The following is a 23,367-nucleotide window of genomic DNA, read 5'->3' on the forward strand; positions in this document are numbered from 1 at the left end:
GGATTGTTTTAATTCTCATTGGTTTTAGCAGCTTCGCGACCGTATGGGAAAGGCCAAGTGGGAAATTTCCCGTACAAAAAACCATCTGCCCGCGAATGTCAGGGGCATGGCAAATATCAGCGATTTCAAAGGGGGAAATGAAAGGGTGAGAGACTGAACAGCGACCCGGAAAAACTCGTTACGGCTGCTACCTTCCGGTCCTGACCGGGTTGGCGAGCGGTCCGTCCACTGCCAGCCTCTCGCCCCCTATATCGCGCAAGGAGGCATAAAACGCAAGCGTTGGCTGGGATTTTTTCTGCGATCAAGCAATCGTGGCTTTTGGCTGGCCGGTGCGCGCGTTAATGTCGTCATCCGTCACCACAGGAAATATCGGCGATCCCATGGGTTTGCCCGATATTTGCCAAAAAGAATCTTGGGAAAACCACTGCCATGAACAGGCTATTTTATGAATCCGCTGATCTTGATCGCGATGCTCTGTTGCGCAAGCGCGAAGACTGGCAACAGGTTCTATTGGCCGAGGAGTCGCTGCGGATCCTGATCTGTCATGCGGGCGATCCGCTGTTTGCCTGGCCTGAGGACATGGATGCTCATGAGCTGGTGGTGCTGGGTGCCCCGGCGGTTCCGCATCTTGATGTTGATCTGCATGGCGGGCAGTGGATTTATCTTGGGCGTGATGAAGGCGGACCGGTAATTGCGGTCGATATCGCGCCGGTGGTTTCCGATCGCGATGACGCCGTGCGCAGACTGGGCGGCGGATTTGGCGACATGCGTACCCGCATGGCCAATCTTTCGATCGATGAGGCGGCCCTTGCCGCGCAGGCGCGGGCAATTTTCCATTGGCATCAGGGGCATCAGTTCTGTGGGGCCTGCGGACATCCCAATATGGTGGCGGAGGCGGGATATCGCCTGCAATGCAGCAACCCCGGTTGCGGCAAATCGCATTTTCCGCGCACGGACCCTGCCGTCATCATGTTGATCCATCATCAGGATCATGTGTTGCTGGCCCGGTCGCCACAATTCCTGCCCGGGATGGTGTCGGTGCTGGCGGGCTTTGTCGAGCCGGGTGAAACCCTTGAACAGGCGGTCGCCCGCGAGGTGTTCGAGGAAGTCGGGATCAAGATCAAACGACCGCAATATGTCGCATCCCAGCCCTGGCCATTTCCGGGATCGTTGATGCTGGGCTTCGTGGCCGAGGCCGAAACGACCGAACTTATGCCTGACAATGACGAGATCGAATTCGCCATGTGGGTGCATCGCGATGATGTGCCGAGCCTTCCCGAAAAAGGCATTAATTTGCCACGACCGATATCAATTGCCCGCTTCCTTCTGGAAAACTGGTGCGCACGACGCATATAGTTAAGCGTATAGTTTAGATAAGTGTATAATAAAGGGCGCGTCTTGCTCACCGTTCTGGTGGGGTGGTGTTCCTTATTGCGCGCTGTGCGATCGAATGTCGGGAAAGTGCATTGGCAAGAATACGTTTTATTCGGGATGGGTTTTTTACCGGCATTGTTCTTGGTGTGCTTGCAAGTTGGCTTGGTATCAGCACGGCACAGGGCCAGGAACCGGTTCCTGTCAAGGTTGGGGCCTATGAGTATGGCGTGGTCTATTTCTTTGACGATGGCAAGCCAAGCGGCATGGTTCCAAGCCTGATTAGGCTTCTGAACGACCTTCAGGATGAATATGCTTTTGAGCTTGTCGAAACCTCATCGCGTCGGCGTTATCGGTCGGTCACAAATGGCGAGGTCGATCTTGTCCTGCTTGAAAGTCCGAAATGGGAATGGGAACAGCTTGATGTTCTGTTTTCCGACCCGATCGTTCAGGAACAGGATCTTTATCTGACCCTTTCCGGGCGCGGTGACGCCGAAATGCTGTTTTCCGATGTCACCAGCTATCAGATGTTATGTGTGCTGGGCTTCCATTACGGCTTTGCCGATTTCAACGCCGATCCGGAATATTTGCGCGGGAACTTCGACGTTATGCTGGGCTATAACGAAAAAGAGGTTCTTGACGGACTTCTGGCCGGGGAAGCGCCAATTGGCGTGGTTTCAGCCGGATTTCTGGCGCTTGAGTTTGGTGCCAATCCGGATGTACGCGACCAAGTGACCATCGCGTCACAACCCGATGCCACTTACGATCTGGTTTCTGTGTTGTCTGACAATTCTGCCATTTCGCTTGAGCAGTTCAACCAGCTGATTGCCGAACTCCATGACGAGGGTGAGGTCGAACGCCTGTGGCAGCAGCTTCATCGCGGTGTTTCGCGCTAAGCAGATGGCCTAGTCGAGTGGTGGAATACGGGCAATGACATTGCGGCGCAGGGCATCGGGGCGTTCACGCCAGGCAACGATCCCCTTTTCGCTTTCGGCATATTTGGATGCCAGTTCGCACAGGTCATCGATCATGCTTTCGGGATCGACATTGCCGTAAACATATCCCCATTTGCCCGACCCATTCAGCGCCACCGAACAGCCCGACTTGCAATTGGTCAGACATTCAACCGGTTTGAGATCAAATGGCAGATCACGCGTGGCACAAAGTTCCTGCATGCGATCAAACAGCGTCTGACCATGTCGCGGATTGCTTGGTGCGTCGGCGTTTGAAGCGGTGCAGGTCGTGCAGATATTCAGGCGTGGCTTAGTCGTCATGCGCTTGGTTCTATCCGGGATACGTTGATGTCAAAACGATGCGGGGCGCGCATCCAATCAGCTTGCAGCCGGTTTGGTCAAGTCATCATCAAATTGATGGGCGACATATTTCTGAATGGCGCTGGCAAGCTGGCGATTGACCAGTGGATGCGCATCATCTGCGAGCATCACCGCAACACCGACCGCGGGCAGTGGTGGGAAGCCATCACGGGCATCAAGGATTTTAAACTCGTCCGTCACGCTGGCAGCGGCAAGGGCGGCAACCCCCAAACCCATCCCGCACCAGATGAAGCATCGAGGCCGCCTGGCGCGAGGTGGCATAAAGATTGAACGCGCGGTTGGATTTCGAAAAGGCATCAATCGCCCATGCATGGAATTTGCAATCCTCGGCCGGAAGAACAAGCGGCAGCGGATCGAGATGATGCTGATTATGGATCGGTGATGTCACCCAGACACCCGGTTCATGGCGCAGGAAATAACCCTCTTCGCCGTTTTCCGAGCGGCTGATGATCGACAGATCCAGTTCACCCTGATCAAGCATCCGACGCAAAAGGATGGTCGGATTGACCGACACAAAAAAGCGCGCGCTTGGATGCACGGCACTGATGGCGCGCAGAACAATTGGCAAAATCTTTTGCGCATAATCATCCGGGCAACCGATGCGGATCGGGCGGGTGACCTCCTGGGAGCGCAACTGTCCCATTGCCTCGTCCGTCAGGCTGAGGATCCTTCGGGCATAGCCGACAAAGGTGATGCCTTCGTGGGTCAGTTGGACATTGCGGCCATCACGCTCAAACAGCTTGTTATCGACCAGTTCTTCAAGGCGCTTCATCTGCATGGAGAAAGCCGATGGCGTGCGACCAATGCGGTCGGCTGCACGGTTGAAGCTGCCGCATTCGGCAAAGGCGACAAAGCTTCTGAGCAGGTCGGAATCCATGGCTTCCCCTTTGATCAGAAAATTTGATCAAGAAAGTTGAACAATAAGGTCAAAACTATTCGATTGTCGGATGGCGATCCAGCGGCAAATATCAAACCCGGCCGGCCAATGCAGTTAACGAGTGTTCTCAACGCATGTGCCACAAGGATTATCACAATGATTTTGAATGACTATTTGATGTCGGGGAACGGCTATAAAGTCCGTTTGATGCTTTCGATGCTGGGTCAAAAGTTCGAGTATATCGAACGTGACATCATGAAAGGCGAAACCCGCACGCCAGAATATCTTGAAAAGGTCAACCCGAACGGCAAAATCCCGGCACTTGTCCTTGATGACGGCAGGAGCCTGGCTGAAAGCAACGCCATCCTGATCTATCTGGCTGAAGGCACCAATTTCATCCCCGAGGATGCCTATGAGCGGGCGGATATGATGAGCTGGCTGTTCTTTGAACAGTATGACCATGAACCGAACGTTGCCGTTCTGATTTCCTGGTATGAGATCAAAGGGCTGCCGGACCATGCCGATATTCTGGAGCCGATGAAGCAGGCAGGTGCCAAGCGTGCGCTTGATCTGATGGAAAAGCGTCTTTCAGGTCATAACTGGCTGGTGGGTGAGTCACTGACCATTGCCGATATCTCGCTTTATGCCTACACGCACCGGGCCGAACTTGGCAAAATCAGCCTTCAGCCTTATCCGGGTATTCGCGCATGGCTTGATCGGTTCTCTGCTGTGCCGGGGTACGTTCCGATCACCTGGACGCCGTAAAACCAAAAAAGTAGCCACCACAAACAGGGATTTCGCCCAAGGTCGGGGGAAGTCGGGGAAGGGTTTCCCCGCCTGTGGTGGCTGAGTACCCTGACATGACTAAGGGGAACGTCAGGATGGCGGTACGTGGTTTAGGCCGTTTTCAGAAGCTTTTCGGGCAAAAGCGGATCGGTCTGGGCTGCTGAACTGCGTGCCTTGAAGCGCGCAAAGGCGCTTTCGACATGGGGGGCGTCGGTCAGCATTTCTGCCCCGCCGGGCATTGCACCCAGATAATGGATCATCGGCATGATCATCATGTCGGGGATGGTGAAACGGTCACCAAAAAGCCAGCCATCGGCATAGGCTGTGTTCAAGACCTGCAGGTCATAGCGGATGTGATCGGCCATCTTGTTCATATGGATGGCAAAGCCCGGATCATGACGTTTGGCGTCATCGGCAAAGACCATCGGAATGACGAAATTACGGATGATGTCCTGATCGAGCTGGGTCATCGCAAGGCTGATCCACTGGTTCATACGCGCGACCTTTTGGGCACTTACCGGGCGCAGGAGTGGTCCCGGGAAGTTGTCATCGACATAGCGGCAGATGGCCGCAGTTTCATACAAAACAAAGGGCCCGTGTGTCAGGACCGGCACCTTGCCGAATGGATTGTTGTGCAAAAGCTCAGGCGTTGGCGGATGGCCGGGTGGCTGGACATTCCGGCTGCTGAAGTCAAAGGCGATTTCCTTTTCAAGACAGGCGATACGCACCGTACGGGTCAGGCTGCTGCGCGGCATTCCGATGATTGTGACGTCCGACATGGCAAGGTCCCTTTGTGAAGACGTGAACTTGCAGTCAGGATTACGGCATCCATAATATGTTCAAGAACATATTATTCGGATGTGCCATGGTGGCTTCGTTGCCCAACCCGACATTCGATGACGTGATGGAGTTCGAAATGCCCTATGCACCGACGCACAAGGCCAAAACCCGCATTCGCATTGTGAATGCGGCGAGTGCGTTTTTTAAAAAATACGGCTTTGAAAATGTCACGATTGATCAGGTGATGGCGGCCGCCGGGCTGACGCGCGGCGGGTTTTACGCGCATTTCAAAAACAAGGAAGACCTGTTTGTTGCCTGCGTTGAAAGCGGCATGTCGCTTTTGTCATCGCCGGTGCTGGCGAAACTGCGCAAGGCCGAAAAACAGGGCAAGGACTGGGTGACATCCTTTGCCGAGCTTTACCTGTCGAAGGTTCATATTGAAAACCCTGATCTTGGCTGTGCCTTGCCGACGTTGTCGGCCGAAGTGTCGCGTTCGGGCGATCTGGCGCGTGCCGCCTTTTCCAAGCTGGTCGATCAGGCATCGGGGCGCTTGGGCTGGAAACTTGCCAAGGAGGATGGCGTTCCGGGTATGGATAAACCGATCCCGGTTGATGGCGAGGCGGAACAGCCCGATCTGCCAGATGGATATCGCGAGGAAGCAACATCGATGCTGGCGATGATGGTGGGCGCGGTTGTGTTGAGCCGGGCGGTTGATGAAACGACGGCTGAAGACATTCTGGCCGCAACACGCAGCACAATTTTGCAGGCCCGGGATCGACTGCCAAGCGCGACGGGTCAGAAAACCGGTTGATTAGTCGTAAAAGCCTGCCAGGATTTCGGCATAGATTTTCACAAGGTTTTCGATGTCATCGACCATGGCGTGTTCGTCGACCTTGTGCATGCTTTGCCCGACCAGGCCAAACTCGGCGACTTCGGTGTATTTCTGAATGAAGCGTGCGTCCGACGTGCCGCCGGTCGTGCTCATTTCCGGGCGTTTGCCGGTGACTTTTTCCGAGGCATCGGCAATCAGGTTTGCAAGCTTGCCCGGATTGGACAGGAATGCTTCACCGGAAATCTTGACCTTGAGGTCATGCGCGCCGGCATGTTCGGCACAGACATCCTCGATCCATTTTTTAAGATCCGCCCCTGTGTGCTGATCATTGAAGCGGATGTTAAAGGCGGCACTAACCTTGGCCGGAACAACGTTGGTTGCGGCATTTCCGGCATCAACCGTGGTGATTTCAAGGTTGCTCGGCTGGAAATGCTCGGTCCCCTGATCAAGCTCGCGCGAATTCAAAACATCAAGCGTCTTGATCATGCGCGGGACCGGGTTATCGGCCAGATGCGGATAGGCAACGTGGCCCTGCGCACCATAAACCGTCAGCCAGCCGGTTATGGAGCCACGGCGGCCGACCTTCATCATCTCGCCAAGGTATTTCGGATTGGTTGGTTCGCCCACCAGACAGGCATCGAGTTTTTCGCCCTGCTGATCACACCATTCGACAAGTTTGACCGTGCCATTAACCGCATCGGCTTCTTCGTCACCGGTGATCAGGAACGAAATTGATTCATCGAAATCCGGGTGAGCCGCAAGAAACGCATCAACCCCGCCGACAAAGCAGGCAATGCCGGTTTTCATATCCACTGCACCGCGGCCAAACAGGCGACCATCCATGACTTCGCCTCCGAATGGGTCGACAGTCCATGCGGCAACGTCGCCGGCTGGTACAACATCGGTATGGCCAGCAAAGCAGAAATTGCGGCCCTTGGTACCAAGACGGGCATACAGATTGTCGATGGCATCACTGCCATCGCCATCAAAGACCTTGCGCGTACAGTCAAAGCCGCGGGCTTCGAGCGCCTTTTGCAACACATCAAGCGCGCCTTCATCAGCCGGGGTGACCGACGGGCAGCGGATCAGGGATTGTGCAAGTTCAAGCGCGGTCGACATTGGCGGTCTCGTATCTGTAAGCGGTCGGAAAATGCGGAAAAGGGCAAAACGGACTGGCCGTTTTGCCCCTTATAAATCATTGCGAAGTGTGGTGACAGAAATCAGTCACGCAGCAATTCATTGATCGAGGTTTTCGAGCGGGTCTTTTCATCAACGCGTTTGATGATGACCGCGCAATAAAGGCTCGGCCCCGGCGTTCCATCCGGAAGCGGCTTGCCAGGAATGCTGCCCGGAACGACGACCGAGTATGCCGGAACGCGACCAACAAAGGTCTCGCCCGTGGTGCGGTCGATGATTTTAGTCGATGCGCCGATGAAGACACCCATGGAAATCACGGCACCTTCTTCGACGATGACACCTTCGACGATTTCCGAACGTGCACCGATGAAGGCATTGTCTTCGATGATGACCGGGCCGGCCTGAAGCGGCTCAAGCACGCCACCGATACCCGCACCACCCGAAAGGTGAACGTTTTTGCCGATCTGTGCGCAGGAACCAACGGTTGCCCAGGTATCGACCATCACGCCGGTATCAACATAAGCGCCAAGGTTAACAAAGGACGGCATCAAAACGGTGCCCGGTGCGACATAGGCCGAACGGCGCACGATGCTGCCCGGAACGGCGCGGAAGCCAGCAGTTTTGAACTCGGCTTCGCCCCAACCTTCGAACTTGGACGGAACCTTGTCCCACCAGTTGGTGTTTTCGCCCGGACCGCCTGCGATGGTGGTCATGTCATTGAGACGGAAAGACAGCAGAACCGCCTTTTTGGCCCACTGATTGACAACCCATTTGCCATCGGTTTTTTCGGCAACACGCAGTTCGCCGGAATCCATGGCGCCAAGCGTCTGTTCAACAGCCTTGCGGATTTCACCCTGGGTGGAGGAGTTGATTTCGTCGCGGTTTTCCCAGGCGACGTTGATCACGCCTTCAAGCTCGGTTCTGTTCATTTTTCGAAGGTCCTTGCGGTCAGCCAAAATTGCGTCGGCGGAGAATGGTCAAACCCGACCTTGAAGTCAACTCCGCCAGTTTACGTAGAAACGCCTGTTTCAGGCAGATTTCCGTTCCTGATGCTTGTCCTGCCCACCTATCCCGTCCCATGGGCGCGATAGAAATAGCCGATCACGGGGCCAAGCTCAATCCTGGAACGATGACAAAATGGCTGTTCGCCGGTATTCCCGCTTACGCGCCGGTCGAAAGTCCGCGCAGGAATCCGACCAGATCATCGGTTTCATGATCAATGCGCGGATCATCGCAGCCATCCTGCGCCCAGTCGACATCGGTATGCACCCAGACGGTGGTCATGCCCATGTCCTTGGCCGGCAGCAGGTTTTTGGCCATATCTTCGAAATAGACCGCACGGGTCGGGTCAATGCCATCGCGTGCCAGAAGCAGGTCATAGGGTTCCTGCTTGGGCTTGGGGATGTAATCGGCATCGACAATGTCAAAGATGGTTTCGAAGTGATTGGCAATACCTAGACGGTCCATCACCCGTTCGGCATGACCACGCGATGCATTGGTAAAGATCAGCTTGCGGCACGGCAGATCATCAAGTGCGCGGGCAAGGTCCGGGGCCGCGTCGACCACGGAAAGATCAATGTCATGGACCTTGGCAAGGTAGTCGGCCGGGTCGACTTCATGTTCGGTCATCAGGCCGCGCAAGGTGGTGCCATAACGATGGAAATAGTCCTTTTGCACCCGATAGGCTTCACCAGCCTCTAGCTTTAGCGCGTCGCGAACATATTGCCCGATCAGATCGGAAACCTGTGAGAACAGATTGCAGGCCGCCGGATAAAGCGTGTTGTCGAGATCAAAGATCAGCACACTGTCATTATCAACGCGGGGCAGTGCTGCTGAACGTTTCGGGGCGGTGGTCATGATCAAGGCCTTCCGGAATATGCATGGGTGGACGTACGCGCCTGCGCGCCGACAGTTGTAAGCGATCCTTACGTTCTTGCAAACCATCAGGATCAATCAGGGGTGAACCCGTGGTCATTTGATTTTTGTGACTGAGGCCTGATCGCGGTCAAAACCGGCCCGGGGGTTTAAAAATCCCAACAAGACCAAACATATATGGGTCTGTCGGCTTTTTGGGGTGCGACAGGGTGCACGGCGTTTCGTCTTGGACGTATGGTCTAGATATGATTATCCGTCCGCATAGGAAATATGTGATCTGTAAAACCATTGTTAAGCAGAAACGGTGAAAATGACCAAAAGCCATTAAGGCAATCAGGGTGGTTTCCATGTTCGGGGGAAGGGGAAATCGCTTTTAGATCCGGGCAGCGTGAGAGGGTGCATTGGATAAAATTATCAAAGCTCGAACAACCGAACTGCGGAACGAGCGAAACCGTTTTGCGGCATTGGCGTTTGTTTGGGGGGATCTTCTTCTCGAGCTGGACGGGGATCTGCGCATTGTTTTTGCGTCCGGCGCATCAGACGGGATTTTGGGCCATCGCCCGCAAAACCTTGCGGGGAAATCTTTCACCCAGTTTTTGGCAAAGCAGTATCGCCCGCTTGTGACAGAGATGCTGCAGGTCGCACGCAGGCGCGGGCGGATGGACAATATTCAGGTCCGATTTAACCAGCAGGGCGACATGTTAAGCCCGCCGGTTTCCATGAGCGGCTATTTCCTGCCCGATCTTGGCGATCATTTCTTTGTCGCCCTTCGGGTGGCGATCAATGCCCTGTCGCCTGACGTTGTCGCGACCCTTCAGCGCGATAATATGACGGGGCTTTTGGATGAAGAAAGCCTGTCAAAGGTCGTTACCGAACGCCTTATTGCGCAGCGCGAAACCGGAACCGAACATAAATTCACCCTGATGACGCTTAATGCCTTTGATCCGCTTTGCGAGCGGATGAAACAGGTCGAGCGTGCGGAACTTATGGCCAGTGTCGGTGCGTTTTTGCGTGCGCATTCGGTCGCAGGTGATACCGCCGGGCGATTGGGCAAAGAACAGTTCGGGATGTTGCATCGCCCGGATGTTCCGATTGGTGAACTTGAAAAACGTATTTCCGAATGTGTGCGTGATGCCGATCCGGCCGGGGTCGGCATCGAAGTCAATTCCACCGTGACCGATTTTACCGCCGAACTTATTCCGCCGGGCGATCTTACGCGCGGGGTTTTGTATTCCATCCGGCGGTTCTGTGATCGTCAGGAACACAGCTTTACGTTTTCGCGCCTGATGGGGCAGGCAGATAACCTGGTCAATAATACCTTTTCGGCGATGCAGGATTTCGGCACGCGGATTGACCAACTGAAGTTTGATACGGTCTATCAGCCGATCGTGCGCCTGCCGACAGCCGAAATCCACCATTTCGAGGTGCTTGTCCGCTTCTATGACGATGACGGCAAACTGATCCCGACGCAGGAACTGGTCAATTTCGCCGAGCAGGTCAATATGGTCGATCGGCTTGATCTGGCGATGCTGCGCAGAAACCTTAAATGGATCCGATCACAGCTTGATCAGGGAATTACGGCCCGCGTTGCAGTGAATGTTTCCGGGCATTCATTGGAAAACCCGGATTTCTGCCGGTCCGTGATCGCGCTGTTTGAGCGCAACCGCGATGCGCTTGGTCAATTGATGATCGAGGTCACCGAAACAGCCGAAATCAAGGATATCGATACCGCTGCCAAGTGGATTACCCGGTTCCGTGAATTTGGCGTCGAGATTTGCCTTGATGATTTCGGAACAGGTGCGTCGAACTTCCGCTATCTGAGTGCGATGGATATTGATTATGTGAAGATCGACGGGGAATCGATCCGGCAATCGACCAAGACGGCCAAGGGATTGGCTTTCCTGCGGTCGCTTGTCGATCTGTGTCATGACATCGATGTTGAGGTCGTGGCCGAAATGATCGAAACCGACAAGATGCGCGAACTGGTGACAAAGGCCGGGTTTGACTATGCGCAGGGATATCTGTTCGGAAAGCCCGAGACCGATATCACGCTGTATTGGCGTGATGCCGTCGCAAAGCGCTAAGGCCAAAGTGAACTGAACGCTTTAGGCGGGCCGTGCGCGATGGTGATTGCGCGCGGTCAGTCCTGCAGCGGGGGGCTTTCATCGCTTGATACGCCGTACCTTGCGAGAATGCGTTCATACAGGCCGCTTTCGCGAATGGCGACAAGGCCGGCATTGAGTTCGCTCAACAAGGTTTTCGGATTTTTGGCCTTGCGCGAGATGCAGGAAAAATACGGATTGTTGGAAATCACCTTGGATCGGATCAGCTCGCGACCGGCAATCTTGCGATCTGTCTTGTGCAGTTGAAAATCCATCGGCGCCTTATAGGACAGCGCAACATCGAGCCTGCGTGACAGCAGCATATCAAGAAGGGTTGCTTCGCTGTTCACAACCAGGACATCCAGTCCTGCTTCGCGTGCGCTGGCCTCAAGGCTATAGCCATTAACCACCCCGATGGTCATGTTCTTGGCATCTGCAATTTCTTCAAGTCCGCCAAGAGCACCGTCACCGATGGCATAAAACGCGACCCGGACGTGACCCAGCAGATAGGAATAATAAAGATCTTCCTCGCGTTCGGGCAGGTAGCTGCAGGAACAAAGCCCGTCGACCTGACCGGTGCGGGCAAGGAAATAGGCCCGCTGCCAGGGATAGAACGGCGTGATCAGGGTGATGTTGCGGGTGGCAAATGCCGCACGCAGCACTTCGATGTCATAGCCCGGTATTGGTGCGTTGGCGGTAATCTTTGACGGCGGGAAGGGGTTGCAGGCCAATGTGACGGTCTGCTGGTTTCCGGCAGGCGGTATCAGGGAGTTTTGCGCAAATGCCCGGTCGGTATTGCCAAGCAGGAACAGGGCATAAACCAAAAGGCTGATCAAGGTTGCCATTGCGCGCAGCTTTGGGCGCGCGTCAATCGCGGCGCGGTGCAACAGACAATACTGAGAACGTTCGGCCCAATTCATCGCGATTGTGTTCGAACCATTCCAAAAAAATCAACGAAATCAAAATGCTATCACGTTTTGCGCGGGATGTAAGAGTTGAAGCGCGATCAGGTGCATGTCAATCAGTGCGCGAAAAACGAAAAGGCCGGTGATAAACACCGGCCTTTTGCAAGATAACGTCGATATATACGGCGCTTATTCGGCGGCTTTTACTTCCGCACTGTTGCGGATGGCCGCTTCGCGTACATCGTCGGTGACATGTTCTTCGAACTTCGCGAAGTTCTTTTCGAACAGGCCGGTCAGGTTCGCAGCAGCCTTGTCATAGGCAGCCTTGTCGTTCCAGCTTTCACGCGGGTTCAGAACTTCTGCCGGGATATCGCCGCAAGCGGTCGGATAGGCCAGACCGAAGTACGGATCGGTTGCGAATTCGGCACTTTCCAGATCGCCATTCAGCGCCGCATTAAGCAGGCCACGGGTATAGGCAATCTTCATGCGCGAACCAACGCCATAGCCGCCACCGGACCAGCCGGTATTGACCAGCCAGCAATTGGCTTCGTGTTTTTCCATCATTTCACCAAGCAGCTTGGCGTAGACCGACGGATGACGCGGCATGAACGGCGCACCAAAGCAGGCAGAGAACGCAGCGGTCGGTTCCTTGACACCTTTTTCGGTGCCGGCAACCTTCGCGGTGTAGCCCGACAGGAAGTGGTACATCGCCTGTGCCGAGGACAGTTTTGCGATCGGCGGCAGAACGCCAAACGCATCACAGGTCAGCATGATGATGTTTTTCGGATGGTTGCCACGGCCGTCTTCCGATGCGTTCGGAATGAATTCGATCGGATAGGAAGAGCGGGTATTTTCGGTGTGACGGGCATCGTCAAGGTCAAGCTCGCGCGACTGCTTGTTCATCACAACGTTTTCAAGAACGGTACCGAAACGCTCGGTGGTGGCAAAGATTTCCGGTTCTGCTTCTTTGGAAAGCTTGATCACCTTGGCGTAGCAGCCGCCTTCAAAGTTAAAGACGCCGTCTTCGCCCCAGCCATGTTCGTCATCACCGATAAGGGTGCGCGACGCATCGGCCGACAGGGTGGTTTTACCGGTGCCCGACAGGCCAAAGAAGATGGCGGTGTCGCCGTCCTTGCCCATGTTGGCCGAGCAATGCATCGGCATAACGCCCTTGGCCGGCAGGATGTGGTTGAGAACCGAGAAGATCGATTTCTTCATTTCGCCGGCATACCAGGTGCCGCCGATGATGATCATTTTGCGTTCGAAGCTGACCATGACGAAGACTTCGGAGCGGGTGCCGTCGACTTCCGGGTCGGCCTGAAGGCCAGGTGCGTGCAGAATGGTGAATTCCGGCGCGAAATCGCGCAGTTCTTCTTTCTGCGGCTGGATGAACATGTTGCGCGCAAACAGGTTATGCCATGCATTTTCGTTGATCACGCGAACCGGCAGGCGGAAACGCGGATCGGAACCGGCAAAGCAATCCTGAACGAACAGTTCGGTGCCCTGGAAATATGCGCGCACTTTCTGATACAGGCGCTCAAATACTTCCGGGCTGACCGGGCGGTTTACATCGCCCCAATCGATATCTGCCTTGGTGCTTTCTTCTTCAACGACGAAGCGGTCAAGCGGGGAACGGCCGGTATGTTCGCCAGTCAGGGCGACAAAGGCACCGCCTTTGGCGATTTTACCTTCGTTGCGACGGATCGCATGTTCATAAAGGCCTGCAGCGTCAAGGTTCCAGTGAACGGCGCCAAGGTTTTTGAGGCCATGAGTTTCAAGGCCTACACGGCTGACAACGGGTCCTGATTGCAGCACGAATCTCTCCTGGTGGGAATTAAAAGAGCTGGGGCTTAATGTCCTATTTTACACAACAAATTGTGGGTAATTCGTTGTGTTGAGATATATTGTTACAAAGGTGTCTTAAAAGCAACCGCCACTTTTGCCTAATACCTAGGAAAACGTAAGAGTTTTTGCGTTTGCGAAAATTACATTTTCAGGGTCGCGGCTTTAATGTTCGGAATGCAAATGGTCCTACTTATGCGCGCGAAATTTTGCACATTTCGACCAAAATATCGCGTGCGTCACCCGGAGTCATAATCGGTCGCGGGAAGTCGATTCTTAGCGGTGCGATATCAGAGGCATCAGAGGTCAGAACCATACCGTCGCAATCAATTGATTGCATCTGCCAACCCCCATTCGCATCGGCTTTGGTGTAATGGCCGACAATGTCACGCAGGGCATCAAGATGATCGGCATTCATGTGCGAGACGATCCCGTCATGGCCTTCCGTCAATGCGGTAACATCAACCGGGATGAATTTGTCCCCTGACAAGCGGCGTTGTTTGCCAAATCCGCCCACCCAATAGATTGCCGCGACATTGATCCGGTAAAAGCCGAAATCGGCAAACCCGGCATATTGTGCGGCATCCGGATGGGCCTGCAAATACCGCTGGCGAACCCGGTTCAGAACTTCGGGGGTGGTCACGCGGTTGGCTTCGCCAAACACAGTCAGTCGGGCGGTATCGGTCTGAATGGCGGCATCAGGTGCAGGTGATGTGATCAGGTCTGCCTCGGTCACAACAAGGGAAACACGGTTGTCTGCCATGATGTGGTGGGTGTGATCGGCAAGCTCGGAAATCAGCAGGATCGGGCTGCCGTCGATGTCACAGGCCGGAACGACCATTGATGCCGTTGGCCAGCCGTCACCAAGCTGCTTGTGGTCATGGGCAATGGTCGCAAGCACACCGCGCGCAGCACGGCGCAACATCTGGCGCAGGGCGGATGAGGATGGAGCTGTTTCAGACATCGTTTGGGTCATCCCTTGTGTTTCTCAAGAGATATCGCCAACCGGCCTAGCTCGCAACCGAACGTCATTCAACTGTTTTCATACGTGCAAATTAAATGCATTTATTAACTCAAAGGTTGAAAATCAACGCGTCGTTCGTACGTGTAAATGGCAGGTAGATTTTCAAAGATCACCCTGCATTGGGAAAAGTTACGAAATTTGCGTGAAGACGGTCTGGAACAGCGGTTCAACTGACCCCATATCGAAAATTAAATGTTACTATATGATGGTATAGATTTCGGTTTCTGGAAATTCGCTTCGTGCCGTTTCACGGGTGTGTTCCATCAATACCCCAATAAAAACAAAGCCTTTGGTCGAACGGGTTTTCCGGGGATGCCATCGCGAATGAGTAAGGGAAGCAATATTGGTAGAGCCGGCAAGAATTGAAACCTGGCCCTCCGAGGCAGGTTGCAGCATTGAAAATGAACCTCAAACAGAAGCAAAGTGGCGCATTCTGGTTGTCGATGATGACACGGATGTGCATGAGGCGACCGACTATGCGCTTTCACGTGTCAAGATCCTTGGACGGTCTCTTGAGCTGATCCATGCCTTCTCCGCCGGAGAGGCGCTGAAAATCCTCCGTGAGGAAGCCGACATTGCGGTAATCCTTCTGGATGTTGTGATGGAACGTCCCGATAGCGGGTTGCGGCTGGTCGGGGAAATCCGTGCCGAAGGGTATCGGGAACAGCGCATTATCCTGCGCACGGGCTATCCTGGCGATGCCCCGGAAAAGGAAGTCATCCGCGATTACGAAATAGACGACTACTGGTCAAAGGACGAGCTGACGCGAACCCGCCTCGTCACGTCGCTTACCACAGCCATCAGATCGGTTGACTATATCCGGGCGCTCAAGGGAACGCGTGCCGGTTTGGAAATGGTGATCGAAGGCACGCAGTACCTTTACAAGAACAAGAGCCTCGATCTGTTTGCTGAAGGTGTTCTGACCCAGCTTGCCGCGATTTTGCGTGTCAGTCCGGGGGGCGGAATCTGTGCGCTGGCCCAGCATCCAGACAAGGAAGATGAACTGATCGTTCTTTCAGGGATTGGTCGTTTTGCCCCGCATGTCGGCAGCAAGTTGTTCGAGGTCGATGATATCGACAAGGATCTGGTTTTCCAGAGCTTGAAAAATGATCAGGCACCGGTGGTTTCTGAAAATAAGGTAGTATTCAGCCATCAGAGCGAGACCGGCCGACGGTTGCTGATCTATTTTGTGCACGAGCAGATCCTGAGCCGGCAGGACGTTGTTCTGACCGAGGTTTTCGTTACCAATCTTGCGATCTGTTTTGACAACCTTGCCCTGATCACCGAACTGGGTGAACTGGCCTTTGTTGATCAGCGGGTTGGAATTCCCAACCAGAACGCCTTTGACCGTGAACTGATGAATATCACGCGCAGTGACAGCAATCATGCGCTGGTTGCCATGGTTGCGATCGAGGATGCCGCCGAACTTGTCGTCGCGTTTGGTGTAAATTACTTCGAAGAAATCATGAGTGCCGTTTATGAGCGCCTGCATGCTGTGGTGGGCGATAATGTGTTGGTGGCCCGGGTTGCGGAATACACACTGGGGCTCGTTGACAGCAGCGGCGAGTTTGAAGTTTCGAACGCTGAGAAAATCTTTGAGGAACCCTTCGAAGTTGCGGGAAGTCAGTTGGTTGTACAGGCGACCATTGGTGTTGTGCGCGGCAATCCGTTGGGACGGCGTTCAAGTGATATCCAGCGCGCAGCGAGGCTTACGCTTCTAAAACAAAAACAGAAAGGTCCGGGCGGAACGGCCGAGTTCGAGCCATCCATGGCCGACGACGTACAGAATTCTTTACGTCTGATCGGAAAGTTGCGTCAGGCCGTTCAGGATCGGGTTTTGACCTTTGTTTTCCAGCCCAAGGTCCGATTGGCGACTGGGGAGGTTGTTGGTTCCGAAGTGCTGTGCCGCTGGATGGATGACGGCGAACCGGTTTCGCCCGGCCGGTTTATTCCGGTGGCAGAGCGGTCTGGATTGAGTGGTGAAATTACCTTCCAGTGCCTTGAGGCCGTCAGGGAAATGGACCGACGTTTGCAGCAGGAAAACCTTCCACCGCTTAAGGTGGCAGTGAACCTTGCCGCGAACGATATCGCCGATATGGATTTTGTTGATCAGTTGCTTGCCGTTTGCCACCAACACGGACTTGGTCCGGAAACCGTCAGCTTTGAAATCACCGAGACCCAGCATTTTACCAATGACAGTGAAGCAACTGCCTGCGTGCAGAAACTGGCAAAGCATGGGTTTGAGCTTTGGCTTGATGATTTCGGCACGGGATATTCGTCCCTGACGCATCTCGATATCTTGCCGGTCGGTGGCATCAAGATCGACAAGTCCTTTATCAATGTCTTGTCAGAAGGCAGACGGCCTAGCCATGTGGCGGAAACTGCGGCCGGCATTGCGCAAACCCTTGGCCTTGCGTCTGTCGCGGAGGGTATCGAAACCCGTGATCAACATACAATTTGTCAGGAACTTGGAATCGAGTTTGCCCAAGGGTTCCTTTATAGCCCGGGCCTAAGCCCCGAAAAATATGTCGAGTGGTTGAAAAACTGGAGCCTGAACGAGTGGGCGGATTATGGTCGAAACTGAACCACAAACCTCAACCAACACAGAGGCCGCAATCCCGCTGATTGATGGACGGGAGTCGCGATGGTTTCAGAACGGCTATTTCTGGCGCGTTACCGGCATTGTGGCACTGATCGGGATGTTGTTGTTTTCCGGCTTGATGGTGTTCTGGCCTACGGTTGAAGGCAGCAGGGAAGACGAACAGACCGTCCGACGTCTGGTTGTTGATGTTACGCACCGTTCTGCGGACATACAGCAATGGTATGAAACGGCCATTCAAACCGTGACTATGTCGATCTTGCATCCTGCAGTGCAAAACTTCCGATCCCGTCCGGACGAAGCGGTCGCTTATTTTCAAACGCTTGCCGCTGAGGTGCCGCGGTTCAGCCAACTCCGTATTGTATCGCCATCGGGAATAGAAGCCCTACGGGTTGATGCGCGCGGCGACGATATCATCATCATACCGGATGACGGATTACAGGACAAATCAGGTCGGTATTACGTCGAAGCAGCAAAATCACTACGTCCCGGGCAGATCTATGTCAGCAAGCTCGACCTGAATGTTGAGAATGGCGAAATCGAAGTGCCGCACCGCCCGACGACAAGGATTGTGGCCCCGATCATTGCGAACAATCAGGAAGTATCGGGCTATCTGATTGTCAATCTGGATATGGCGACGCCACTGACCGCATATGGCGTTGCGCCCGATGGCGTGATGCGTACCGAACTGATTAATCATGAAGGGTACTGGTTGGCCGGGGCGGAAGATGACCGCAACTGGGGATTCATGCTTGAGCATAATGCCTCGGTCAAGCAGTCCGACCCGGAGCTTTGGCAGCGCATTGCTGCAGTAGATCACCAGGGCGGCTTTGAGTTGGACGGGAAGATTTACGAAGTAGAAACAATTTCGGTTTCCCCGATGCTAAACGCAATTTCTAGTGACGACGTGCATGCGGCCAGTACGCGGTTTCATCTGGTCGGGAGTGCCCTGTCCTATCAGCCGTGGGCTGGAAATATTGCGATCAAGACAGTCTTTGTCGCCTTCATGGTGATGTTGATTTGTGGGTTATCGGGCGGGGTTGGCTACCTGATGCTCCGCCGCAGGCAGGCAGCACAGCTTCAGGTTCTTTTGACCAAGGATCTGTTGTTAAAAGGACGCATGGCATCCCTTGGTCGAATTGTTGCCGGGGTTTCACATGAAATGCGCTCCCCGCTTGGCAATGCGCTTACGATCAGTACGACAATGTCTGAGGACCTTCAGGAATTGCAGCAACACCTTGCTAAGATCGATGAAGGCGATGAAGAACGCGTAGAGATAATTGCAGCTCTTTTGGAAGGGAACAGGATTCTACAAAAGAACATTCAACGTACCAGAGAACTTCTGAAGCACTTTAATCAGACAGCTACAGATCAAAGTGTGCACACTCAACGTGTTTTCGATCTGGTCAAAGTCGTTACCGATCTGGCTGAAACCTTGCGCAACCAATTGGCAAAAACGGGCGTGGAGCTAAGCACAGCGTTGCCCGCGGAAGCGCGGATGAACAGCTTTAGCGATGCGGTGGATCAGGTAATCCTCAGTTTGATCATGAATGCCCATCAGCATGCCTTTGTTGGACGTGAAAAAGGCGCGATCAGTATTCGGGTCAGCGAGCGTGATGCGGACGAATACCAGATTGAAATTGCCGATGATGGCGTCGGGATTTCGCCAAAAAATCAGGAAAGGATTTTCGAACCGTTCTGGTCACTGGATGCGACCACTGGCGGCAGCGGACTTGGTCTGGCGATCACGATGAATGTCGTGCAGAACACACTAGGCGGTCAGATCAAGGTTTCATCAATACCCGGATCGGGGACGGTGTTCCGGATGTTCTTGCCAAAGGTTGCCCCGACACGGATGGGAAAACATGAAAGCCCGTTTGCGGTTGAAAGCCAGACGGCGCTGATGTCAGCAAATACGAGTGAATCGACCTGACACGGTGTTGATCAGGAAACAGCGGCGTTTTTCTTGTGGTCGGCGCGGCGTTGCTTTGACTTGGTGATAACGCGCTTTTTGGTGCCGTCGCTCATGCCCATCCAGGCACCGATTTCATCGCCAGTGCGATAACATCCCATGCAATAGCCCGATTTCGGGTCGAGCACGCAGGTGCCAATGCAGGGGGATTTAACGGGCATGACGACGGGCCTGTAAGCGGGAATACAAGATTTCATCGCCATAAAAAGCAGTTTCGCACGCAGGGATCAAGGGGGGATGATCCCCACGCGCGAACCAAACCGGACATTGTTGGCTTTGATGGCCGGTTCAGGTGATTTAAAGGCGGTCGAACCAGTCGCGGATCTGACGGTCGGCCTCTTCGCGTTCAACGCCATAGGCTTCCTGAATCAGTCCGACCAGCTTGTCGCGCTGTCCATCGACGGCATTGACGTCATCATCGGTCAGGCGACCCCACTGGCTTTTGACGTCACCGCGCAGCTGTTTCCAGCGTCCTTCGATTTGGTCCCAATTCATGGCTTTCTCCTGCTTTGGTTGACGGTTGCTCGTGTTTCCGGCTTTGCGCCGTGTATGAGAGTCAACGATGTGGCGCGCATCTTGTTCCAAATCGGTTTTGGCGTTTGGGGGCAAATTTCCGCGATCAACATTGCCCGTGGTGTGCTTGCCTTATCGCGCCCGGGCGGGTATAGCCCCATGCAGTTTGTTTTTTATGGAGTTGGTTTCGCACTGGCCGGAGTTCGGGTGTGGTGCGGCACGGAGGAAGATATGCGCGGCTATTTCGGGATTGGAATTGAAGGGGCAAGCAAGCCTTTGAATGTGGGCACCCTGTTTCGTTCTGCCCATGCCTTTGGCGCAAGCTTTGCGTTTACGGTGGATGCAGATTTCCGTGAGGAACGCTCCAACATCACCGACACATCGAAGTCGGGCGAACAGATGCCCTACTACCACTTCCCGGATCACAAAAGCCTGCTTATGCCGCAAGGTTGCCGGATGGTTGGTGTTGAACTGACCCCGGATGCGATTGAACTGCCAAGCTTCAAGCATCCGTCACAGGCGGCCTATATCCTTGGTCCGGAACGCGGGAACCTGTCAGATGAAATGCAGGAACAGTGCGATTTCATCATCAAGATCCCGATGAGCTTCTGTGTGAATGTGGCAATTGCCGCCAATATCGTGATGTATGATCGCCTGATCAGCCTCGGCCGGTTTGCGCCGCGCCCGGTCCGTGCCGGTGCGCCGACCGAACCGAAACCCGAAGCACATTATGGCGGCTGGATTTCGCGTACGCGCGACAAACGCAAAGGCGATCCGGAACAATACCGTCAGGCCCCGCCGCCGGATTATTCGGTCATTGACGGGTCACTGGATGATGACGACGCCTGATTGCGACATCGTTCCAAGCTGATCGCAACAAAACCTGGGTAAAAAGAAGCAACGGCCGTTAGGGAGGAGCACGGCCGTTGCTGTGTGTGATCTGCGGGATTGCTGTGCCTTTGACAGGGGGGGCTTGGCACGCATCGCAGATCAGGGTGCAGTGATATCTATCAGGCGGCCTTGCTGTCGTTTGCGGCCACGTCCTTGTTTGTGTTTGTCGTTTCGTCCTGTTCGTCGGTTTCTTCGTCGGGGCGGTTGCCATGCGGGTTGCGCAGAAGGTTGGCAATCATTCGCATGCCGACATCGCCCTGCAGGGTCAAAAGGCTTTCAGGGTGGAACTGCACGGCACTGATCGGCAGCGACTTGTGGCGGATGCCCATGATCACCCCGTCGTCACTGCGCGCCGTTACCTTGATATCGGCGGGCAGTTCAGCGGCCTTGGCAAACAGGGAATGATAACGTCCGACAACGATGTCATCGGGCAGGCCATCAAACAGCGGATCAGTTGTATCGAGTTTCACCTTTGACGGTTTGCCATGCATCGGTGTGACAAGTTGGCCGAGTGACCCGCCAAAGAATTCGACAATCCCCTGTAGACCCAGACAAACCCCGAATACTGGCAAGCCTGCGGCAAGGGCGCGTTCGATGCTGTCACGCAGGTGATAGTCATCCGGGCGCCCCGGACCAGGCGACAGGAACACCAGATCGGGTTTGAAATCCTCAAACGCCTGATCGGGGAAGCCTGGACGCAGTGTGAGGGTTTCAGCCCCCGTGGCACGGATGTAGCTGGCAAGGTTTTGCACAAAGCTGTCTTCGTGATCGATCAGAAGCACGCGTTTGCCAATGCCCGAGCTTGCCGGATCAATGGCAACCTCGTCCTTGGCATCACGGGTGACGGCATCAATCATTGCGGAAGCCTTGAGCACGGTTTCGGCTTCTTCGGCATCAGATTCGCTATCAAACAAAAGCGTCGCGCCAGCGCGGACTTCGGCGACACCCTGTTTGAGGCGCACGGTCCGAAGGGTCAGGCCGGTATTAAGATCACCATTGCACAGAACAGCTCCGATCGCCCCGCCATACCATGCACGCGAACTGCGTTCGACGGCCTCGATATGTTTCATGGCAGCGCGTTTCGGCGCGCCGGTTACAGTCACGGCCCAGCAATGGGTCAGGAAGGCATCCAGCGCATCAAACCCGTCACGCAGACGGCCTTCGACATGGTCCACCGTGTGGATCAGGCGCGAATACATTTCGATCTGACGACGACCGAGAATGCGGATGCTGCCCGGTTTGCAAACGCGCGCCTTGTCGTTGCGATCAACATCGGTACACATGGTGAGTTCTGATTCTTCCTTGGCGGAATTGAGCAATGTGCGGATGTTTTCGGCATCCTCGATCGCATCACGGCCACGCGCGATGGTGCCGGAAATCGGGCAGGTTTCGATGCGTTGTCCTTTCACACGCACATACATTTCGGGTGATGCGCCAATAAGATGTTCGCCGTCCCCCAGATTGATCAAAAAGCCATACGGGGCCGGGTTGCGGCGTTTAAGTCGGCGGAAAATTTCCGATGGTTTGACATCGCACGCGGTGCGGAATACACGGCTGGGTACGACTTCAAACAGCTCGCCGCGGGCAAAGCGATGCTTGGCGTCATCGACAATGGCGGCGTATTCGCCCTGCTTCATGTCGTTTTCGATCACCGCATTGTTGCCGCGTGATGGCGGGTGGGGTTGGGAAATGCGTTCCAGCCCGGCAGTGCTGCGGCCATCAGGGGCGATGAATTCATAATCGATCCGGGTTGCCACACGGGATGCATGGTCGACCGTTACCATCTGATCGGGCAGGAACAGGTGGATGTCCTTGTGATCGACCGGGCGATCCTGGCGCAGGTTGATCTGTTCGAAATGAAGCGCGATGTCATAGCCAAATGCACCATAAAGCCCAAGGCGTTCATCCCCCTTATGCCCGAACAGATCACGCAGTGCACGGACGACGGAAAACAGGCTGGGCTGCTGGCTGCGTTCTTCTTCGGGGAACCAGGAGGCCGGCTTTTTGACTACGCCATAAAGACCGTCTTCGCCATTGGTCAGGCTTTCGACATGCGGGTGATTTTCAAGGGCACCCGAAATGACATCAAGCAGGACCTGCCCGCGATCATTGAGCGCATGAACAGCAAAGCCGCGTTCACGCCCGACGATTTCAAGTGGCGGAGCGTCAAAGCCCATATCCCAACGTGAATAGCGCCCCGGGAATTCATAGCTTGAAGACAGCAACACGCCCTTGGTGCCATCAAGGGCATCAATCAGGCCTTCGGTTGCGTTTTCATAAGCCACTTCGGTCATGCGGCGGATGACGGCAACACCGCCATCGGTGGTGTAACGGTATTCGCTGCTTTCGGTCGAAGGGCCGGTCTGGGTGGTCGGGGTCGTCACGTTTGTTACTCCTGAGTGGGCCTTACGCCGCAGGAGCCATGTGATCGTCAGAAAAGGAAAAAGGTCTGAAAACACAAAGCCGCCTGCAAGAATGAGGCGGCCGGTATGTTTAGGGCATGAGTATTGGCCGCCCGCTTAAGCGA

General features: G+C 54.6%; 21 protein-coding genes and 1 other RNA gene. 8 read left to right on the plus strand and 14 right to left on the minus strand.

Going from position 1 to position 23,367, the window contains the following annotated elements:
• Positions 1 to 145: 145 nt before the first annotated feature.
• Positions 146 to 240, minus strand: an RNA gene (ffs, locus tag UF64_RS20060) — signal recognition particle sRNA small type.
• Between the two features lie 189 nt (positions 241 to 429).
• On the opposite strand from ffs, the gene nudC reads away from it, so the two are divergent.
• Both nudC and UF64_RS19235 read left to right on the plus strand, forming a co-directional pair.
• On the plus strand, positions 430 to 1,356 hold the full coding sequence (gene nudC, locus UF64_RS19230; RefSeq protein ID WP_044830203.1) for an NAD(+) diphosphatase: 927 nt from the start codon (positions 430 to 432) through the stop codon (positions 1,354 to 1,356).
• A 110-nt stretch (positions 1,357 to 1,466) separates the two neighbouring features.
• Positions 1,467 to 2,267, plus strand: a complete 801-nt coding sequence (locus UF64_RS19235) for a transporter substrate-binding domain-containing protein (RefSeq protein WP_152630736.1) — start codon at positions 1,467 to 1,469, stop codon at positions 2,265 to 2,267.
• A 9-nt stretch (positions 2,268 to 2,276) separates the two neighbouring features.
• Here UF64_RS19235 and UF64_RS19240 read toward each other — a convergent pair whose 3' ends face one another.
• From UF64_RS19240 to UF64_RS19245, 3 genes are read right to left on the minus strand one after another with little or no spacing between them, the layout of a single operon-like run.
• Entirely contained in the window at positions 2,277 to 2,645 is a 369-nt protein-coding gene (locus tag UF64_RS19240; RefSeq protein WP_052657711.1) for a DUF1636 domain-containing protein, read from the minus strand.
• Positions 2,646 to 2,702: 57 nt separating this feature from the next.
• Positions 2,703 to 2,885 (minus strand): hypothetical protein, encoded by a 183-nt coding sequence (locus UF64_RS21040; protein ID WP_235285164.1) that lies wholly within the window; start codon positions 2,883 to 2,885, stop codon positions 2,703 to 2,705.
• Positions 2,869 to 3,582, minus strand: a complete 714-nt coding sequence (locus UF64_RS19245; RefSeq protein ID WP_235285165.1) for a LysR family transcriptional regulator — start codon at positions 3,580 to 3,582, stop codon at positions 2,869 to 2,871. The genes UF64_RS21040 and UF64_RS19245 overlap by 17 nt, the downstream gene beginning before the upstream one ends.
• A 156-nt stretch (positions 3,583 to 3,738) precedes the next feature.
• Here UF64_RS19245 and UF64_RS19250 point away from each other — a divergent pair, with 156 nt between their 5' ends.
• On the plus strand, positions 3,739 to 4,347 hold the full coding sequence (locus UF64_RS19250) for a glutathione S-transferase family protein (protein ID WP_082049911.1): 609 nt from the start codon (positions 3,739 to 3,741) through the stop codon (positions 4,345 to 4,347).
• A gap of 131 nt (positions 4,348 to 4,478) precedes the next feature.
• On the opposite strand, the gene UF64_RS19255 is transcribed toward UF64_RS19250, so the two are convergent.
• On the minus strand, positions 4,479 to 5,147 hold the full coding sequence (locus tag UF64_RS19255) for a glutathione S-transferase family protein (RefSeq protein WP_044830205.1): 669 nt from the start codon (positions 5,145 to 5,147) through the stop codon (positions 4,479 to 4,481).
• Positions 5,148 to 5,233: 86 nt separating this feature from the next.
• On the opposite strand from UF64_RS19255, the gene UF64_RS19260 reads away from it, so the two are divergent.
• Positions 5,234 to 5,959, plus strand: a complete 726-nt coding sequence (locus UF64_RS19260; RefSeq protein ID WP_235285166.1) for a TetR/AcrR family transcriptional regulator — start codon at positions 5,234 to 5,236, stop codon at positions 5,957 to 5,959.
• On the opposite strand, the gene dapE is transcribed toward UF64_RS19260, so the two are convergent.
• From dapE to UF64_RS19275, 3 genes are all read right to left on the minus strand, one after another.
• Entirely contained in the window at positions 5,960 to 7,099 is a 1,140-nt protein-coding gene (gene dapE, locus UF64_RS19265; protein ID WP_044830206.1) for a succinyl-diaminopimelate desuccinylase, read from the minus strand.
• Between the two features lie 101 nt (positions 7,100 to 7,200).
• Positions 7,201 to 8,046, minus strand: a complete 846-nt coding sequence (gene dapD / locus UF64_RS19270) for a 2,3,4,5-tetrahydropyridine-2,6-dicarboxylate N-succinyltransferase (protein WP_044830207.1) — start codon at positions 8,044 to 8,046, stop codon at positions 7,201 to 7,203.
• A gap of 232 nt (positions 8,047 to 8,278) precedes the next feature.
• Positions 8,279 to 8,974 carry a pyrimidine 5'-nucleotidase gene (locus UF64_RS19275; RefSeq protein ID WP_044830208.1) on the minus strand — a complete coding sequence of 232 codons (696 nt, stop codon included), beginning with the start codon at positions 8,972 to 8,974 and terminating at the stop codon, positions 8,279 to 8,281.
• Positions 8,975 to 9,456: 482 nt separating this feature from the next.
• Between UF64_RS19275 and UF64_RS19280 the strand changes: the two genes are divergently transcribed.
• Entirely contained in the window at positions 9,457 to 11,076 is a 1,620-nt protein-coding gene (locus tag UF64_RS19280; protein ID WP_235285167.1) for an EAL domain-containing protein, read from the plus strand.
• A gap of 56 nt (positions 11,077 to 11,132) precedes the next feature.
• Here UF64_RS19280 and UF64_RS19285 read toward each other — a convergent pair whose 3' ends face one another.
• The 3 genes from UF64_RS19285 to UF64_RS19295 form a co-directional block, all read right to left on the minus strand.
• Positions 11,133 to 12,014: an ABC transporter substrate-binding protein gene (locus UF64_RS19285; RefSeq protein WP_044830210.1), complete on the minus strand. Its 882-nt coding sequence runs from the start codon at positions 12,012 to 12,014 to the stop codon at positions 11,133 to 11,135.
• 174 nt (positions 12,015 to 12,188) lie between these two features.
• The gene (locus UF64_RS19290) at positions 12,189 to 13,814 is read right to left on the minus strand and encodes a phosphoenolpyruvate carboxykinase (protein ID WP_044830211.1); all 1,626 of its coding nucleotides are present in this window, start codon (positions 13,812 to 13,814) and stop codon (positions 12,189 to 12,191) included.
• Between the two features lie 220 nt (positions 13,815 to 14,034).
• The gene (locus UF64_RS19295) at positions 14,035 to 14,805 is read right to left on the minus strand and encodes a HugZ family protein (protein WP_044830302.1); all 771 of its coding nucleotides are present in this window, start codon (positions 14,803 to 14,805) and stop codon (positions 14,035 to 14,037) included.
• A 403-nt stretch (positions 14,806 to 15,208) separates the two neighbouring features.
• Here UF64_RS19295 and UF64_RS19300 point away from each other — a divergent pair, with 403 nt between their 5' ends.
• Positions 15,209 to 17,449: an EAL domain-containing protein gene (locus UF64_RS19300; RefSeq protein ID WP_044830212.1), complete on the plus strand. Its 2,241-nt coding sequence runs from the start codon at positions 15,209 to 15,211 to the stop codon at positions 17,447 to 17,449.
• A gap of 100 nt (positions 17,450 to 17,549) precedes the next feature.
• Complete coding sequence (locus UF64_RS19305; RefSeq protein ID WP_161794639.1) at positions 17,550 to 19,397, plus strand: sensor histidine kinase; 1,848 nt, start codon at positions 17,550 to 17,552, stop codon at positions 19,395 to 19,397.
• Between the two features lie 11 nt (positions 19,398 to 19,408).
• Here the strand turns inward: UF64_RS19305 and UF64_RS19310 are convergent, their stop codons facing one another.
• A complete protein-coding gene (locus UF64_RS19310) occupies positions 19,409 to 19,597 on the minus strand; it encodes a DUF1289 domain-containing protein (protein ID WP_044830214.1) in 189 nt (62 codons plus the stop codon).
• Positions 19,598 to 19,733: 136 nt separating this feature from the next.
• Positions 19,734 to 19,931 (minus strand): CsbD family protein, encoded by a 198-nt coding sequence (locus UF64_RS19315; RefSeq protein ID WP_044830215.1) that lies wholly within the window; start codon positions 19,929 to 19,931, stop codon positions 19,734 to 19,736.
• A 249-nt stretch (positions 19,932 to 20,180) separates the two neighbouring features.
• Between UF64_RS19315 and UF64_RS19320 the strand changes: the two genes are divergently transcribed.
• Entirely contained in the window at positions 20,181 to 20,798 is a 618-nt protein-coding gene (locus UF64_RS19320) for an RNA methyltransferase (protein ID WP_044830303.1), read from the plus strand.
• A 161-nt stretch (positions 20,799 to 20,959) separates the two neighbouring features.
• On the opposite strand, the gene UF64_RS19325 is transcribed toward UF64_RS19320, so the two are convergent.
• On the minus strand, positions 20,960 to 23,224 hold the full coding sequence (locus tag UF64_RS19325; RefSeq protein WP_044830216.1) for an anthranilate synthase component I: 2,265 nt from the start codon (positions 23,222 to 23,224) through the stop codon (positions 20,960 to 20,962).
• Between the last annotated feature and the right edge of the window lie 143 nt (positions 23,225 to 23,367).

The sequence above is a fragment of the Thalassospira sp. HJ genome (assembly GCF_000948415.1).
In the GTDB taxonomy this organism is placed as follows: domain Bacteria; phylum Pseudomonadota; class Alphaproteobacteria; order Rhodospirillales; family Thalassospiraceae; genus Thalassospira.